The organism is Mongoliibacter ruber (assembly GCF_003003005.1).
In the GTDB taxonomy this organism is placed as follows: domain Bacteria; phylum Bacteroidota; class Bacteroidia; order Cytophagales; family Cyclobacteriaceae; genus Mongoliibacter; species Mongoliibacter ruber.
Genome location: NZ_PVTR01000009.1, coordinates 70,313 through 85,842, shown reverse-complemented (window position 1 = coordinate 85,842; position 15,530 = coordinate 70,313). Strand labels below are relative to the sequence as shown.

The 15,530-nt window shown below is 38.7% G+C and carries 13 protein-coding genes and 1 tRNA gene; 11 read left to right on the top strand and 3 right to left on the bottom strand.

Annotated elements, in window-relative coordinates:
- Position 1 precedes the first annotated feature (1 nt).
- The 3 genes from CLW00_RS15270 to CLW00_RS15260 form a co-directional block, all read right to left on the bottom strand.
- Complete coding sequence (locus tag CLW00_RS15270) at positions 2-469, bottom strand: (2Fe-2S)-binding protein (protein WP_106134562.1); 468 nt, start codon at positions 467-469, stop codon at positions 2-4.
- Positions 470-579: 110 nt separating this feature from the next.
- On the bottom strand, positions 580-1,155 hold the full coding sequence (locus tag CLW00_RS15265) for a hypothetical protein (RefSeq protein WP_106134561.1): 576 nt from the start codon (positions 1,153-1,155) through the stop codon (positions 580-582).
- Between the two features lie 181 nt (positions 1,156-1,336).
- Positions 1,337-1,410 (bottom strand) — tRNA-Cys (locus tag CLW00_RS15260).
- Between the two features lie 366 nt (positions 1,411-1,776).
- Between CLW00_RS15260 and CLW00_RS15255 the strand changes: the two genes are divergently transcribed.
- The 11 genes from CLW00_RS15255 to CLW00_RS15205 are packed head-to-tail and all read left to right on the top strand — an operon-like array spanning position 1,777 to position 15,512.
- Positions 1,777-3,039: a c-type cytochrome gene (locus CLW00_RS15255; RefSeq protein ID WP_106134560.1), complete on the top strand. Its 1,263-nt coding sequence runs from the start codon at positions 1,777-1,779 to the stop codon at positions 3,037-3,039.
- Positions 3,040-3,077: 38 nt separating this feature from the next.
- Entirely contained in the window at positions 3,078-6,158 is a 3,081-nt protein-coding gene (locus CLW00_RS15250; RefSeq protein ID WP_106134559.1) for a TAT-variant-translocated molybdopterin oxidoreductase, read from the top strand.
- Between the two features lie 17 nt (positions 6,159-6,175).
- Entirely contained in the window at positions 6,176-7,540 is a 1,365-nt protein-coding gene (nrfD, locus tag CLW00_RS15245; protein WP_106134558.1) for an NrfD/PsrC family molybdoenzyme membrane anchor subunit, read from the top strand.
- Between the two features lie 2 nt (positions 7,541-7,542).
- Positions 7,543-8,073 carry a DUF3341 domain-containing protein gene (locus CLW00_RS15240; protein ID WP_106134557.1) on the top strand — a complete coding sequence of 177 codons (531 nt, stop codon included), beginning with the start codon at positions 7,543-7,545 and terminating at the stop codon, positions 8,071-8,073.
- Between the two features lie 13 nt (positions 8,074-8,086).
- Positions 8,087-8,713 (top strand): c-type cytochrome, encoded by a 627-nt coding sequence (locus CLW00_RS15235; protein WP_106134556.1) that lies wholly within the window; start codon positions 8,087-8,089, stop codon positions 8,711-8,713.
- Positions 8,714-8,715: 2 nt separating this feature from the next.
- Positions 8,716-10,005, top strand: coding sequence for a quinol:cytochrome C oxidoreductase (locus tag CLW00_RS15230; RefSeq protein WP_106134555.1), 1,290 nt, complete (start codon positions 8,716-8,718; stop codon positions 10,003-10,005).
- Between the two features lie 21 nt (positions 10,006-10,026).
- A complete protein-coding gene (locus CLW00_RS15225) occupies positions 10,027-11,061 on the top strand; it encodes a cytochrome c oxidase subunit II (protein ID WP_106134554.1) in 1,035 nt (344 codons plus the stop codon).
- A 15-nt stretch (positions 11,062-11,076) separates the two neighbouring features.
- The gene (locus CLW00_RS15220; RefSeq protein ID WP_106134553.1) at positions 11,077-12,966 is read left to right on the top strand and encodes a cytochrome c oxidase subunit I; all 1,890 of its coding nucleotides are present in this window, start codon (positions 11,077-11,079) and stop codon (positions 12,964-12,966) included.
- Positions 12,947-14,038 carry a COX15/CtaA family protein gene (locus CLW00_RS15215; RefSeq protein ID WP_106134552.1) on the top strand — a complete coding sequence of 364 codons (1,092 nt, stop codon included), beginning with the start codon at positions 12,947-12,949 and terminating at the stop codon, positions 14,036-14,038. Before CLW00_RS15220 ends, CLW00_RS15215 begins: the two co-directional genes overlap by 20 nt.
- Positions 14,025-14,927 (top strand): heme o synthase, encoded by a 903-nt coding sequence (gene cyoE / locus CLW00_RS15210; protein WP_106134551.1) that lies wholly within the window; start codon positions 14,025-14,027, stop codon positions 14,925-14,927. Before CLW00_RS15215 ends, cyoE begins: the two co-directional genes overlap by 14 nt.
- Before the next feature lie 3 nt (positions 14,928-14,930).
- Positions 14,931-15,512 (top strand): cytochrome c oxidase subunit 3, encoded by a 582-nt coding sequence (locus CLW00_RS15205; protein ID WP_106134550.1) that lies wholly within the window; start codon positions 14,931-14,933, stop codon positions 15,510-15,512.
- Positions 15,513-15,530: the final 18 nt, after the last annotated feature.

The following is a 15,530-nucleotide window of genomic DNA, read 5'->3' as shown; positions in this document are numbered from 1 at the left end:
CTTAAAATTTTGAATGCGTTTCAGATGCTTTTTTCACAGCCCTTATAAATCTGCTATGGGTGCCACAGCGGCAGATAACTTTATCCAATGCTATTCTGATTTCATCTTCATTTGGTTTGGCGTTTTTCTTCAGCAAAGCGAGTCCAGCTATCAACATGCCGTTTAGACAGTAGCCACATTGGGCTGCCTGTTCATTAAAAAAAGATTCTTGTAAAGGGTGAAGTTTATCCCCGTCTGCAAGTCCTTCAATGGTAATAATATCCATTTCCTGAAAATTTTGGCAAGGCTGAAGGCATGTAGGCATAGCTTCTCCGTCAGCCAAAACAAAACAGGTACCACATTGCTGAAGTCCACAACCGAATTTGGAGCCATTTAATCCAAACTCCTCTCTCAAGACATATAGTAAGGGTTCTTGCGGGTTGATGTCTAACACTTTCTCAACACCGTTTATTTTTAAAATAAGGGCCATAAGGATTGAATTGCTTGAATTGGAATAAATTAGCTATTATCAGCCCATATTCCAATACCTTCTTTGTAGAAGGAGCAATCCATTGATGAGATTAGGTATCTTATTTGTATTTATATGACTCCTATAGATACTTCCATGGGGATTTCCATATCTACTTTACCTTCAAATGGGGCTGGTCCTACATATTTAAAGTCCATTGAAAAAGTAACTCTGGGATTTTCCAAAAATAATTGTGTGATGCTATTGGCGACGTTATCCGGTAGCGGCAAGCTTACGGCATTTTCTTCTGCTGAAGAAACGGGTGGTACGATTATCTCGATTGTTTGCGAAGGTTTGTCTGGATTGGCGAAGAGTATTTTACCGCTTATAATTCCTGCATCTTGAGAGATTCTTGCTCCATCAGTGACAAGTTCACCACTAAAAGTCAGTAGTACTTCTTTGAATTGTATATCCAAAAGTTCAGATACCCCAGCCCTAATTTCACTAGGGAAGCTATCATCAGTAAGGTCGATGTCTTCTTGTCGATTGATCAAGAAAGGTGATGGTTCAGTATATTCTCCTTCCGGTATAATGATGTCAAAGGATTCCTTGAATGTTGTAGAATAAGAGGTATTGAGAAGATCGCCTACAAGATCGCAGGAAGAAAAAAGAAAAATCAGTATGATTGGTAAGTGTTTATTTTTCATGTGCTTATATCATAAGTTAAGGTTAAAAGTTACCTTTTCTTAGTAAAAAATCCTTGAGCAAATGAGCGAGAGTATAAGGTGAATGATTATCTAGGCTTCACCAATTATTTAAAAAAATATCCAAGGTGAAAATATTTGCCAATAAAAAAAGCATCCCCTTTTTAGAGATGCTTTTATGAATTGGAGGTCGAGAGCGGATTCGAACCGCTGTACAAGGTTTTGCAGACCTCTGCCTAGCCACTCGGCCACTCGACCTTTTTGAATCGGAATGCAAATGTATGGATATTCGCCTTTTTTGCAAAAACAAGTTCATTTTTAAATTCAAGTATATTTCTCTAAAGTTTATACTGGATAAAAATATCCTGATTCATGTGCCATGTTCAGAATGCTTCCGTCAGTATAAAAGGTTGTGTAATATGATTTATTTATAATGATTCTAAATTGATTTTGAAGGAAAAATTAAATTTGTAATATATTGTAATACAATGACTTACTATTCAATTACAGCTGTTTACAGATTGCTGACTTGTATTGCATACGAGTTTGAAAATAAGAATTGGGGTAGTACATTTGCAATGTTTATTCAAAACCGTGCATTAAACTGTTTAATTAAGTATAAATATGTCGATCAATCGCTCGTTATCACGTGTTCCGATGAAAATAAGCACCCTAGTGATGCTTTTATTCCTGAGTTTAGGAACACAAGTCTTTGCGGCTCACCCTGATGTTTCTGATGCTGAAGAAGCTATCGCAGCAGGGAAGTCGATTTTCAATGCCAATTGTAGGACTTGTCATAGGTTGGACCAAAAGAATGTCGGACCGGCATTAAGAGGGGTTACTGACAGACATTCCATAGATTGGACTAAAAGCTTTATCAGAAACTCTCAAGCTTTGATTGCTTCTGGAGATGCTGAGGCTGTGGCCATCTACAATGAATACAATCAGTTGGCCATGCCAGCTCATGAATTCTTGTCTGATGATGATCTATTGAACCTGCTTGCCTATGTGGAATATGGCGACAAAGCCGATCCTGCAGCCGCAGCTGCCGGTGGTGAAGGTGCTGAAGGCGGTGTTGCCGGAGGTTCTGGTGTTCCAAGCGAATACTTGACAATCATTCTTGGGGTATTGGTTTTAGTCCTTGTACTTATCCTAGTAGTACTTGGTTTGATTATTTCAATCCTTACCAAGTATCTTAATACCCAAAACCTTGAAGAAGATGATCAGGCTTTTGTAAATCAAAAGTATGATTTCGCTAAAGTTTTCAAGTCTGATGCAATGATCATTATTGTCACGACTATAGTAATTGCTTTAGTGGCCAAAACGGCAATTGATGAACTTTACACAGTAGGTGTTCAACAAGGTTATGCACCAAAGCAACCAATCGCTTTCTCTCATGAACTTCATGCTGGACAATATGAGATGCAGTGTCAGTATTGCCATACAGGTGTAGAACTTGGAAAATCAGCGAATATCCCATCTGCTAATATATGTATGAACTGTCATATGCACATTCAGAATGTTGGAGGTAAAGATGGTATCTCTCCTGAAATCCAAAAAATATATAATGCTGTAGACAATGATCAGCCTATTGAATGGGTGAGGGTTCATAACCTTCCAGATTTGTCATATTTCAACCACGCACAGCACGTGGCTGTGGGCGGAGTGGAGTGTCAAACTTGTCACGGTCCTATAGAGGAAATGGAAGTAGTATATCAGCATAGTTCTTTGACTATGGGATGGTGTATTGATTGTCACAGACAGACAAATATCCGTTTTGAGAAAAATGAATACTACGATAAATTGGTGCAATTACATAGCGATTCTAAAGACCCACTGAAAGTAAAAGATATCGGTGGATTGGAATGTGCAAAGTGCCATTATTAATATAAATAAATTCAGAACTTACTTTTCTTGAATATACAATGAAGGAAAATAAAAAGACCTATTGGAAAGGGCTAGAGGAACTCACAAACGATCCGGAGTTTGTAAAAAATGCAGATAGAGAATTTCCTGAAGGGCCATCCTCATTGGGTGGTGAAGAAGGATCTTCCAGGAGAGATTTCCTTAAATTAATGGGATTTAGCCTTGCAGCTGCTTCTCTTGCCGCTTGCGAAGCGCCGGTAAGAAAAGCCATTCCTTATGTCAACAAGCCTGTTGATATCAATCCATCCATTCCAAATTATTATGCTTCTACGTTTGCTTCAGGTGGAGATTATGCCTCCATTGTAGTTAAAACCAGAGAAGGAAGGCCTATCAAAATTGATGGTAACGAACTTTCTCCTATTAACGGAAAGGGAGTAAATTCTATCGTGGAAGCCTCTGTTTTGTCTCTATATGATAAACAAAGACTTGCTGGACCTTACATAAATGGTGAGAAATCAGATTGGTCAACGCTTGATAGCCAATTGAAGTCAAGCTTGGCTTCAGCAGGTGCTGTTAAGATTGTGACCAACACAGTTCTTTCCCCATCTACTCAGAAAGCTTTGGATACTTTTGCAGAAGCAATGGGTGCTGAAGTGATTACCTATGATCCGATTTCTAATTATGGAATACTCAAGGCCGCAGAGACAACTTATGGTGTCGCTGGCTTGCCTACTTATAAATTTGACAATGCAAAAGTCATTGTGAGTTTTGGTGCTGACTTTTTAGGTACCTGGATTTCTCCTATTGAATTTGCAAAGCAATATGTAAAAGGAAGAAAAATCTCAAGCGAAAACAGGACAATGTCCAGACACTTTCAGTTTGAGACCAACTTGTCTTTGACAGGTGCAAATGCTGATTACAGAACGCCAATCAAACCTTCTCAATCTGGTCTTGCAGTTTTGGCGCTTTATAACGCCTTAGCGAGAAAAGCTGGTGCAGCAACAGTTTCTGGTGGAGCTGTAGAAATTGCACATCTTGATCAGGCTGCCAATGAGCTATGGGCAAACAGAGGAAATTCGATTGTTGTTTCTGGGTCCAATGATCCAAACGTTCAGATTGTAATCAATGCAATCAATGACCTTTTGGGCAACAATGGCAAATCAGTTGATTTTTCAAAGCCATCTTATTTCAGAAAAGGGGATGATGACAAAATGAATAAGTTTGTTTCAGACCTAAATGCAGGTAGAGTTGGAGGAGTTATTTTCTATAACTGTAATCCTGTATATGACTTTGCAAAAGGTGCTGAAATTGAAGAAGGTATTTCAAAAGCAAAAGTTTCTGTAGCGACAAATGGTACCATGGATGAAACCTCATCATTGGTTCAATATATCGCTCCAGACCATCACTATTTGGAATCTTGGAATGATTTCAATCCTAGAAGCGGTGAGTACAGTTTGTCTCAGCCAACCATTTCACCATTGTTTGATACTAGACAAGCCCAGGAATCATTCCTGATTTGGTCTGGAGAAGACACAAACTATTTTGATTTCTTACAAGAAAACTGGACTACTTCTCTTATGGGAATTCAGTCTGAAATCACAGATAGTCAAGAGTTTTGGGATAGATCACTTTATAATGGTGTCTATTCTGTCGAATCTGAAAGCGTAGAAGTCACTGGTAGCGGAGACGTTTCTGCAGCTGCTTCAGCTCTAGGAAGGACTTATAAAGCGGATAATGCGGGTGCTGAATTAGCCATTTACACAAAAATAGGAATTGGTAATGGTTCGTTTGCGAATAACCCTTGGTTACAAGAAATGTCCGACCCAATTTCAAAAGCTACTTGGGATAACTATTTGACAGTATCTCAAAAGTGGGCCAAAGATAACGGCGTCAAAATGGTCGAAGGTGCTACTAAGAAAGCAAAAATCACTGTCGGTGATAAAACCTTGATTGTACCGGTATTGGTACAGCCAGGTCAAGCTGATGGTACTTTTGGTCTTGCACTAGGATATGGAAGAACTAAAGCCGGTAGAGTTGCTGATGGTGTTGGTGTCAATGCTTATGCGTTGTTAGATTCATCAAAAGGCTTTACAAATTATGATGTCACTGAAGGTGTCAGTGTTGAAATTACAGGTGATTCATACAAAATAGCACAGACGCAAACTCATCAGACCTACATGGGAAGAGAGTTTGTGATCCAAGAAGCTACTTTAGCTGATTATAAAGAAGATACATCTGCAGGAAGATATAAGCCAAAAGTTTACAAAGAAGGCGAATTCGTAAAGCCATCTAAAGTATCTCTTTGGGAAGGGCATAAATATAGTCAGCACCATTGGGGCTTAGCTATCGATATGAACTCTTGTATTGGTTGTGGAGCATGTACTGTTGCTTGTCAAGTTGAAAACAACGTGGCAGTAGTAGGAAAGCAGGAAGTACTGAACAGAAGAGAAATGGCCTGGATTAGAATAGACAGGTATTACAGTTCTCCAGAAGGCTCTAGCTCAAATAGTGAATTGGAGAGAGCTGCAGACAATCCTGAGGTTACGTTTCAGCCAATGATGTGTCAGCATTGTAATAATGCTCCATGTGAGACAGTTTGTCCAGTCGCTGCAACAACGCACTCTTCTGAAGGTCTCAACCAAATGACTTATAACAGATGTATTGGTACTAGATATTGTGCCAATAACTGTCCTTATAAAGTAAGAAGGTTTAACTGGTTCAAATACCATGATAACAAAGATTTCTCGGCTGTGAATGTGGCTCAGAATGATGATCTTGGTAAGATGGTATTGAATCCGGATGTTACTGTTAGGGCTAGAGGTGTAATTGAAAAATGCTCTATGTGCGTACAGAGAATTCAGCTTGGTAAATTAACTGCCAAGAAGGAAGCTAGAAAAGTACAAGACGGAGAAATCAATACTGCTTGTGCCTCTGCATGTCCTACTGATGCCATTGTGTTCGGTGACATGAATGATCCAAACAGTAAGATTACGGAGATGCTCAAAATCGAAGAAAATACCATTTCTGCATTGAAAGAGGTAAATGAAGATAGGGCTTATCACGTATTGGAAGAGATCAACGTCAGTCCAAACGTATGGTATTTTACCAAAATCAGAAATAAGGAAAAATCAGAAGCGTAATAATAATTTTATAAGATATGCAAGTTACTTCATCCGTACGTGAGCCGCTGATTACCGGCGGAAAAACCCTGAAAGACGTCACACATGATATCTCTAGGCAGGTCGAAGGCAAACCAAGTATGCTTTGGCTATTGGCGCTTTTGGTATCTGTAGGTGCATTGGCTCTTGGATTTATTGCCTTAGCCGCGACCCTTTGGGAAGGTATCGGAATGTGGGGCCTTAACAAGACCATTGGTTGGGCTTGGGATATTACCAACTTCGTATGGTGGGTTGGTATTGGTCACGCTGGTACATTGATTTCCGCAGTTTTATTGTTGTTCAGACAGAAATGGAGAATGGCAATTAACAGAGCTGCAGAAGCGATGACAATTTTTGCCGTAATCTGTGCTGCAATGTTCCCAATTATTCACATGGGTAGGCCATGGTTAGGTGCTTATTGGGCACTTCCATTACCGAATACATTTGGATCTCTTTGGGTAAACTTCAACTCACCACTTCTTTGGGATGTATTCGCTATTTCAACATACTTCTCTGTATCGTTGGTGTTTTGGTACATTGCTTTGATACCTGATTTTGCTACTATTAGAGATAGAGCAACTGGATTAAGAAAAGTTATCTATAGTGCCTTGGCTTTTGGTTGGGATGGTGCTGCAAAAACATGGAGCAGATTTGAAACTGTGTCTTTGATTCTTGCAGGTCTCGCAACACCTCTTGTACTTTCTGTACACACAATTGTATCATTTGACTTTGCTACTTCGGTAATCCCAGGATGGCATACCACAATTTTCCCTCCATACTTCGTTGCTGGTGCGATTTTCTCTGGTTTTGCCATGGTACTTACGTTGATGATTGTCACTAGAAAAGTATTTAAACTAGAAGATTACATCACTATTGGCCATATTGAATTGATGAACATCGTTATCATCATTACAGGTTCTATAGTAGGTATTGCATACATTACTGAGTTCTTTATTGCTTGGTATTCCGGTGTTGCAGCTGAGCAGTATGCATTCGTCAATAGGGCTTTTGGTCCATATTGGTGGGCATATTGGTCTATGATGACATGTAATGTGATATCGCCTCAATTATTTTGGTTTAAGAAAATCAGAACATCTATCGTACTTACATTTATCTTGTCTCTTGTAGTAAACATAGGAATGTGGTTTGAACGATTTGTAATTATCGTAACATCTCTTCATAGAGATTTCTTGCCATCTTCTTGGGCAATGTTCTACCCTACATGGGCTGATGTTGGTGTTTATCTATTTACTTTCGGATTGTTCTTCACTCTTTTCTTCCTTTTCGCGAAGTTCTTCCCAGTAATCAATATGTTCGAAATTAAATCAATCATTAAATCTTCATCCACTAAACAATCTAAATAAGCATGGAAAGAGATAAAAATTTTATCCTCGGGGTGTATGACGATGAGGATGTATTAATGGACGCTGTGACGCAGATTAGAAAAACAGGTGTGAAAATTCACGAAGTTTATTCTCCTTTTCCTGTTCACGGTTTAGATGAAGTTTTGGGATATAGAAGAAGTAGACTCCCAATTGCCGCATTTATTTTCGGACTTATTGGTACTACATTGGCTTTGACGATGCAGTTCTATATGATGAAATTTGATTGGCCAATGATTATTGGTGGTAAAGACCATGCTTCTTTACCGGCATTTATCCCCGTTACATTTGAACTTACAGTTCTTTTGGCAGCATTCGGTATGGTAGGTGTCTTTATGGTTGCAAGTAATTTGAAACCTTGGGGACAAGCTAGAATATTTGATCTCCGTATTACAGATGACAAGCATGTCATGGCGATAGACTTGGCTAATAATGCTAGTATTGGAGAAGAGAAATTAGCTGATGTGCTTAAGCTTACCGGTGCCACCGAGGTCAATAAAAAAAGTTTTGAATAGGTAAATGGAAGTTATGAAAATCAAACAATATCTATATACAATCGCTCTAGCAGGTTTTGCCTTTGGTGTAGCATCTTGTGGTGCTTCAGGTGATCATCCTGGTTATGAGTATGCACCTCAGATGTACAACTCTGTTGCCTATGAGCCCCTTTCTCAAATTCAAAATGAGGAAGAGGGAAGTTGGTTGTCAAGCCGTGAAGACGGTAAAGGTGAGTTTTTCAACAGTAACACCAACAACCCTCATGGAATGAACATGAGAGAGCCTGTAGCGAATACTGTCCCTAGAAACAGAGATGGTTATCTTCCTTATAGACTTAAGACTTTTGAGTTGGAAAAAGCTGCAGAAATGCAGAGTCCGATTGAAGCTACAGATGAAGTTATCGCGGAAGGTAGAGTGCTATATACCCAGTATTGCGCTACTTGCCATGGACCGGGCGGTGAAGGTGATGGAAAGGCCGGCGAAGTAGTCGGTGGTGTTGCCAACCTTAAAGGTGGTGCATACATTGATCTTCCTGAAGGTCATATTTTTCATGTGATCATGAAAGGTAAAGGACGTATGGGAGCGCACGGTTCTCAAATCCCTCAAGAGAGGATTTGGAAAATTGTTCACTATGTTAAACAAGAAATTCAGAAACAATAATCATGGCTCATAGCACTACAAACTACAATTTGGATCAAAAATTTGAGTTCACAGCAGCGCTGAAGAAGTCAATCATGACGGTATTGGTAATAGGTGCCGTTATACTTGCAATTGGTATCGTGATGGCCATGTTTGGTGGAGGTCATGACCATGCGGAAGGTGGAGATCATGCCTATCACTGGTACCAGCGTTTGTTCGCCAATCTCTGGATTAACAATGTTTACTTTACAGGAATAGCCGTCATTGGTGTCTTTTTCTTTGCCATCCAATATGCAGCTCAAGCTGGCTGGTCAGCCGGAATATTAAGAGTTATGCTTTCTTTCGGATATTGGTTGCCTTTCGCAGCTGGATTGATGATCGTAAGTTTTTTCATTGTGAACCATGATTTATTTCACTGGACTCATAGTGACCTCTTTGATCCTAATGATTCTCATTATGATAAAATTATTGATGGAAAAGGAAGTTATTTCTACTGGCCAATGGAAAAAGGAACGTTTCCTTTATTCTTTGTTATCAGGCTTGTAGTATTCTTTGGATTCTGGGTGTTTTTCTTTAATAAATTGAAAAACCTTTCTTTTGAAGAAGATATTCACGGTGGTACTAGCTATTGGGGTCAAATTAGAAAATGGTCTGCTATTTTCTTGATATTTTTCGCAGTGTCTTCTTCCATTTCTGCATGGGATTGGGTAATGTCGATCGATACACACTGGTTTTCTACTATGTTCGGATGGTATGTATTTGCATCTTGGTTTGTAGCTGGCCTTTCTGCCATCACCCTAGTAGTGGTATTTCTTAGAGAAAGAGGCTATTTGGAAATGGTGAATGAAAACCATATTCACGATCTTGGTAAGTTTGTTTTTGCTTTCTCTATATTCTGGACATACATCTGGTTTTCTCAGTTTTTATTGATCTATTATGCCAATATTCCTGAGGAGTCTGTATACTTTGTTGAAAGGTTGGAAAGTGACGTGTATAGCCCGTTCATTTTTGTAAATCTAGTTCTAAACTTCTTTCTACCCTTCCTTGTTCTTATGACAAGAGATGCAAAAAGACACGCAATCTTCTTAAAGGTGGTTTGTTCTCTAATTATCCTTGGTCACTGGTTTGATTTCTTCTTAATGGTACAACCAGGTACACTTGGACAAAACGGCGGATTTGGTTTAATGGAATTGGGAATGTTTTTGGTTTATGGTTCTGCAGTTGCCTTAGTGGTGCTCGGTGGATTAGCTAAAAAACCTCTGATTGCTAAAAACCATCCGATGTTGGAGGAAAGTTATCATCATCATATTTAATTATCCGAAAAGTTTAAAATTATGTACGGATTTCTTATTGCTGTAGGTACCCTTTTATTACTGTCCATTATTTGGATGGTATACAGGATCCAGACACTCGTTTCAGTTGTAAAAGGGAGTGATAAAAAAATTGCTTCCGGTAGCAACAAAATTAATGCTTTGATGTTCGTCTTCTTCTTGATTGGAGCTACCATCCTAATGTTTTGGTATTCCATTAAGGAATTTGATAACTATCAGCTTCCTATTGCCTCAGAACATGGTGTAATTACCGATCAATTGTTTTGGGTAACTATGGCTGTTACAGGAGTTGTGTTTATCATTACACACATTCTTCTTTTCTGGTTTCCATACAAGTACCAATGGAAAGAAGATAGAGTTGCTACTTTCTATCCAGATAACAATAAACTAGAGGTTTTGTGGACCATTGTTCCTGCGATTGTTTTGACCTTTTTGGTTATCGGTGGTTGGAGAGCTTGGTCAGACATAACTGCTCCAGCTCCCGAAAATTCACATGTTGTTGAAATCTTGGGTTATCAGTTTGCTTGGGAGGTTAGATACCCTGGCATGGATAATACATTAGGTGAGCATGATTACAGATTAACATCTGCGACTAATGTATCTGGTGTTGACTTCACTGACAAAAATTCTCTAGATGATTTTATGTCACCAGTGGTAGTAATTCCAAAAGGAGAGCCAGTATTGTTCAAAATCAGAGCTCGTGATGTTTTGCATTCAGTATTTGCGCCACACATGAGACTTAAAATGGACGCAGTGCCTGGTATGCCGACTAGATTTTGGTTTACACCTACCAAGACTACTGAAGAAATGCGCAGAGAGACAGGTAATGATGAGTTTGTGTACGAAATCGCTTGTACAGAGATTTGTGGCCGTGGTCATAACGCGATGAGAAAAGAAATTCGTGTAGTTGAGCCTGATGAATTCAGAAAATGGATGTCTGAGCAGAAACCATATATTGTCAACAACCCATCATTGGTTGAAGGCCTTCCTGCAGATTTGAAAGAATTAGCTGAAATTACCATCAGCGAACATAAGTAATTAAATTAAATAATTATGGCAACAGCTAGTGTAGCTTCTCATAGTGATGCAGCTCACGATCATCATGATCACGAGCATCACGACAATTTTATCACCAAGTACATTTTCAGTACTGACCATAAAATGATCGGTAAGCAATTTCTGGTTACTGGTATTTTTTGGGCAATAATTGGAGGTCTTTTATCATTGATATTTAGACTTCAATTGGGTTTTCCAGATATGAGTCTAGAATGGTTGCGGCCTATTCTAGGTGGATGGATTACTCCGGACGGTGCACTTGATCCAGAATTTTATCTTGCATTGGTGACGATGCACGGCACTATAATGGTATTCTTTGTTCTTACAGCAGGTCTGTCAGGAACATTCTCAAATTTCCTTATCCCATTGCAAATTGGGGCAAGGGATATGGCATCTGGCTTTATGAACATGTTGTCTTACTGGTTCTTCTTTGTATCCGGAGTGATTATGTTCATCTCTCTATTTATCGAGACAGGTCCTGCTGGAGGTGGTTGGGTTGTTTATCCTCCTCTTTCTGCACTAGAGCAAGCAATTCCAGGTTCTGGTTTGGGTATGACATTGTGGTTAATAGCGATGACCTTCTTTATTGCTTCGTCTCTACTTGGAGGTATCAATTATATAACAACGGTTATTAACTTGAGGACAAAAGGTATGTCTTTCTCTAGATTGCCTTTGACAATCTGGGCTTTCTTCTTAACGGCTGTTATTGGTCTATTGTCCTTCCCTGTTTTGTTCTCTGCCGCTTTATTGTTGGTATTTGATAGAAGTTTCGGCACTAGTTTCTACCTATCTGATATTTATATTGGAGGCGAAGCTTTGCCAAATACTGGTGGTAGCCCTGTTTTGTATCAGCATTTATTCTGGTTCCTTGGTCACCCTGAAGTTTACATTGTATTGTTGCCTGCATTAGGTATTACTTCAGAGGTTATAGCTACCAATGCAAGGAAACCGATATTTGGTTACAAAGCCATGATTATTTCCATGCTTGGTATTACCATTCTATCGTTTGTAGTATGGGCTCACCACATGTTTGTTTCAGGGATGAATCCTTTCTTGGGTTCCATCTTTATGTTCTTGACATTAATTATTGCTATCCCATCTGCTGTAAAAGTGTTCAATTATCTGACAACATTGTGGAGAGGTAATTTGATCTTTACTCCTGGTATGTTGTTTTCAATTGGATTGGTTTCCTTCTTTATATCCGGTGGTTTGACCGGTATTTTCCTTGGAAACTCGGCAATTGATATTCAGCTACATGATACATACTTTGTAGTAGCTCACTTCCACCTTGTAATGGGTTCAGCCTCTTTCTTTGGATTGATGGCAGGTGTATATCATTGGTTCCCTAAAATGTTTGGTAGGATGATGGATGCTCGTCTTGGATATATCCATTTCTGGGCTACGTTTATCGGGGTATACTTAGTATTCTTCCCTATGCACTATATTGGTATTGCCGGCTTCCCAAGAAGATACTATTCTTGGACTGGCTTTGAATTTACCAACATGTATACTGATCTGAATTTGTTTGTTTCAGTCGCTGCGATTTTAACATTTGCTGCTCAATTGATCTTCTTATTCAACTTCTTCTATTCAATGTATAAAGGAAGAGTTGCGACACTTAATCCATGGAGATCAAACACATTGGAATGGACAACTCCTTTGCATCCACAGCATGGTAACTGGCCTGGAGAGATTCCATCTGTTTACAGATGGCCATATGATTATTCCAAGCCTGGAGCTGCTGAGGATTATATTCCACAAACAGTTCCGTTGTCCGCTACTCCTGAATCTAACTTGCCGCATGAGCAAGAATTGGTAAAATTAGAGAAGGAGATTATCGCTGATGAGGAGGCCGTTTTAGTCGCTAATGAATCTACAAATTCTTAAATCAATTAACAGCTTTCGCAGTATCAGTTTGATTACTGTGATAGCTGTTTATTTTCTGATATTAGTTGGAGGGATAGTCCGGAGCACAGGTTCTGGAATGGGATGTCCCGACTGGCCAAAATGTTTTGGGAGTTTGGTTCCGCCTACCAGCGTGAATCAGCTCCCAAACGATTATCAGGACATATACTTAGCCAAAAGGGTTGAGAAAAATAACAAGTTTGTTGCTCAGTTGGAAAGTTTAGGTTTTCAAAAGAAGGCTGACGAAATCAGGAATGATAAGTCGATTCTAATTGAAGAAGAGTTTAATCCCGTGAAAACGTGGATTGAATACTTGAATAGACTTGTTGGTGCTGTTATTGGTATACTTGTCTTATTGACAGTCTATAGGTCATTGTCTTTATGGAAAACAGATAAGACTATTACCATCATTTCAGTTTTCAATCTGTTCCTTGTTCTATTCCAGGCATGGATAGGGTCGATTGTTGTGTCTACCAACCTTCTTCCTTGGATGATAACTTTGCACATGGTTTTGGCTCTTGTCATAGTTTGTTTACTTCTATATACTTATTACAGGTCATATAGATTGGCTTTCAAGACTAATTATGCAACGGAAAAACCAAAAAGGCTTTACTATATTCTCTTAGTAGGCTTTGTTTTGATGCTTGTACAAATTGTACTTGGTACTCAAGTAAGGGAAGAGATAGATAAAGTTGCCTTTGAGCTTGGTTATTTGCTGAGATCTGAATGGGTGGATAGATTAGGTTTACCTTTCCTTATACATAGGTCTTATTCACTTGTATTATTGGGTATACATCTTCTATTTATTTATAAGGTTTATAAGTACTCGTTAAGAAAGACATTACTCTATAATTGGTCTTTGATTCTAGTAGGAATTATTGCAATTGAAATAGCTACAGGTGTTGGAATGGCTTATTTTGCTGTTCCCGCTTTTCTTCAGCCAATTCATTTGTTATTTGGTTCATTGATTATTGGCATTCAGTTTATATTGTTGTTACAGCTGAGTGACCAGAAAAAATTACAATTAGATACTTCAGTTCATGAGAACTATTAATATATCAGAACAGTCATTAATTGATGCTCTAGTTTTTAGGGTAAAAGCTTACTTAGAGTTGATTAAACTTAGGTTGTCAGCCTTGGTTACTTTCTCAGCTGTATTTGGTTTTATTCTAGGAGATACGGGAGCTATATTTTCATGGGTTGCGTTTTTTGCACTTATGATAGGAGGGTTTTTGATCACTGGAGCTTCCGGTGCGGCAAACGAAATTCTTGAAAAGGAATATGATAAGTTGATGAAAAGGACAGAAAAGCGTCCTTTACCAATGAAGCAAATATCTCTTCAAGAAGCGTATTTGTTTACTTTCATCACTGGCTTCTTAGGAATTTCGATACTTTGGTTTTTTACCAATCCACTTACTACTTTACTTGGAGTGTTAAGTATGGTGCTGTATATATTTGTATATACACCTTTGAAGCGTGTTGGACCAATCGCTGTCTTTGTAGGAGCGATTCCGGGTGCAATGCCTCCATTGTTGGGTTGGACAGCTGCTACAGGAGCCATTAGTGTAGAAGCTATTATTATATTCGGGATTCAATTTATCTGGCAATTCCCACATTTCTGGGCCATTGCTTGGGTGAGTGATGAAGATTATAAAAGAGCGGGATTTAAGTTATTGCCTAGTGGTGGGAAAAAAGATCTGAATACTGCTATTCAAATAATGATTTATACCCTGTTTTTGATACCCTTGGGTTTGTTGCCAATGTACTTCGGCCTGACTGGCATCAATTCAGCTGTTGTGGTTACGATTTGCGGCGTTTTGTTCTTAGCTCAAACTTTCTCACTGATGAGAGATTGTTCTAGAAAATCAGCATTGAAAATCATGTTTGGCTCATTCTTGTATTTGCCGATCGTGCAAATAGCTTACTTATTGGATAAAATATAGATCATGGAAGAAAAATATGCTTACATAGAAGGTGCTGAACAGCCCATTTCCATGCATCCAAAGAAGTTTGCCCTTTGGCTTTTCATTGTGACTGTTGTGATGATATTTGCTTCTTTGACCAGTGCGTACATTGTACGTCAGGCTGAAGGAAATTGGCTCGAATTTGAATTGCCTGATATCTTCTATTATACCACAGGGATCATTGTATTAAGCAGTATTACATTGCATTATGCCTACTACTCAGCTACTAAAGATGAACTTTCCAAAGTCAGGTTAGGTATGATTTTAACCTCAGTTTTAGGTTTTGCGTTCCTGATTGGTCAATGGTACAGTTGGATAGCTTTAATAGATAGAGATGTGTTTTTTGTTGGGAATCCAGCTGGATCATTTTTATATGTTTTCACTGGACTTCATGCATTACACTTGGTAAGCGGTGTGATTTTTCTAATTATTGTGTTAATTTCGTCCTTTAGATATAAAGTCCACTCCAAGAATCTAGATACAATGGAAATGTGTGTCACCTATTGGCACTTCTTAGGTGGTCTTTGGATTTATCTATTTATGTTCTTGTTATTGAATCATTAAAAATAAAGTAAATTTTAA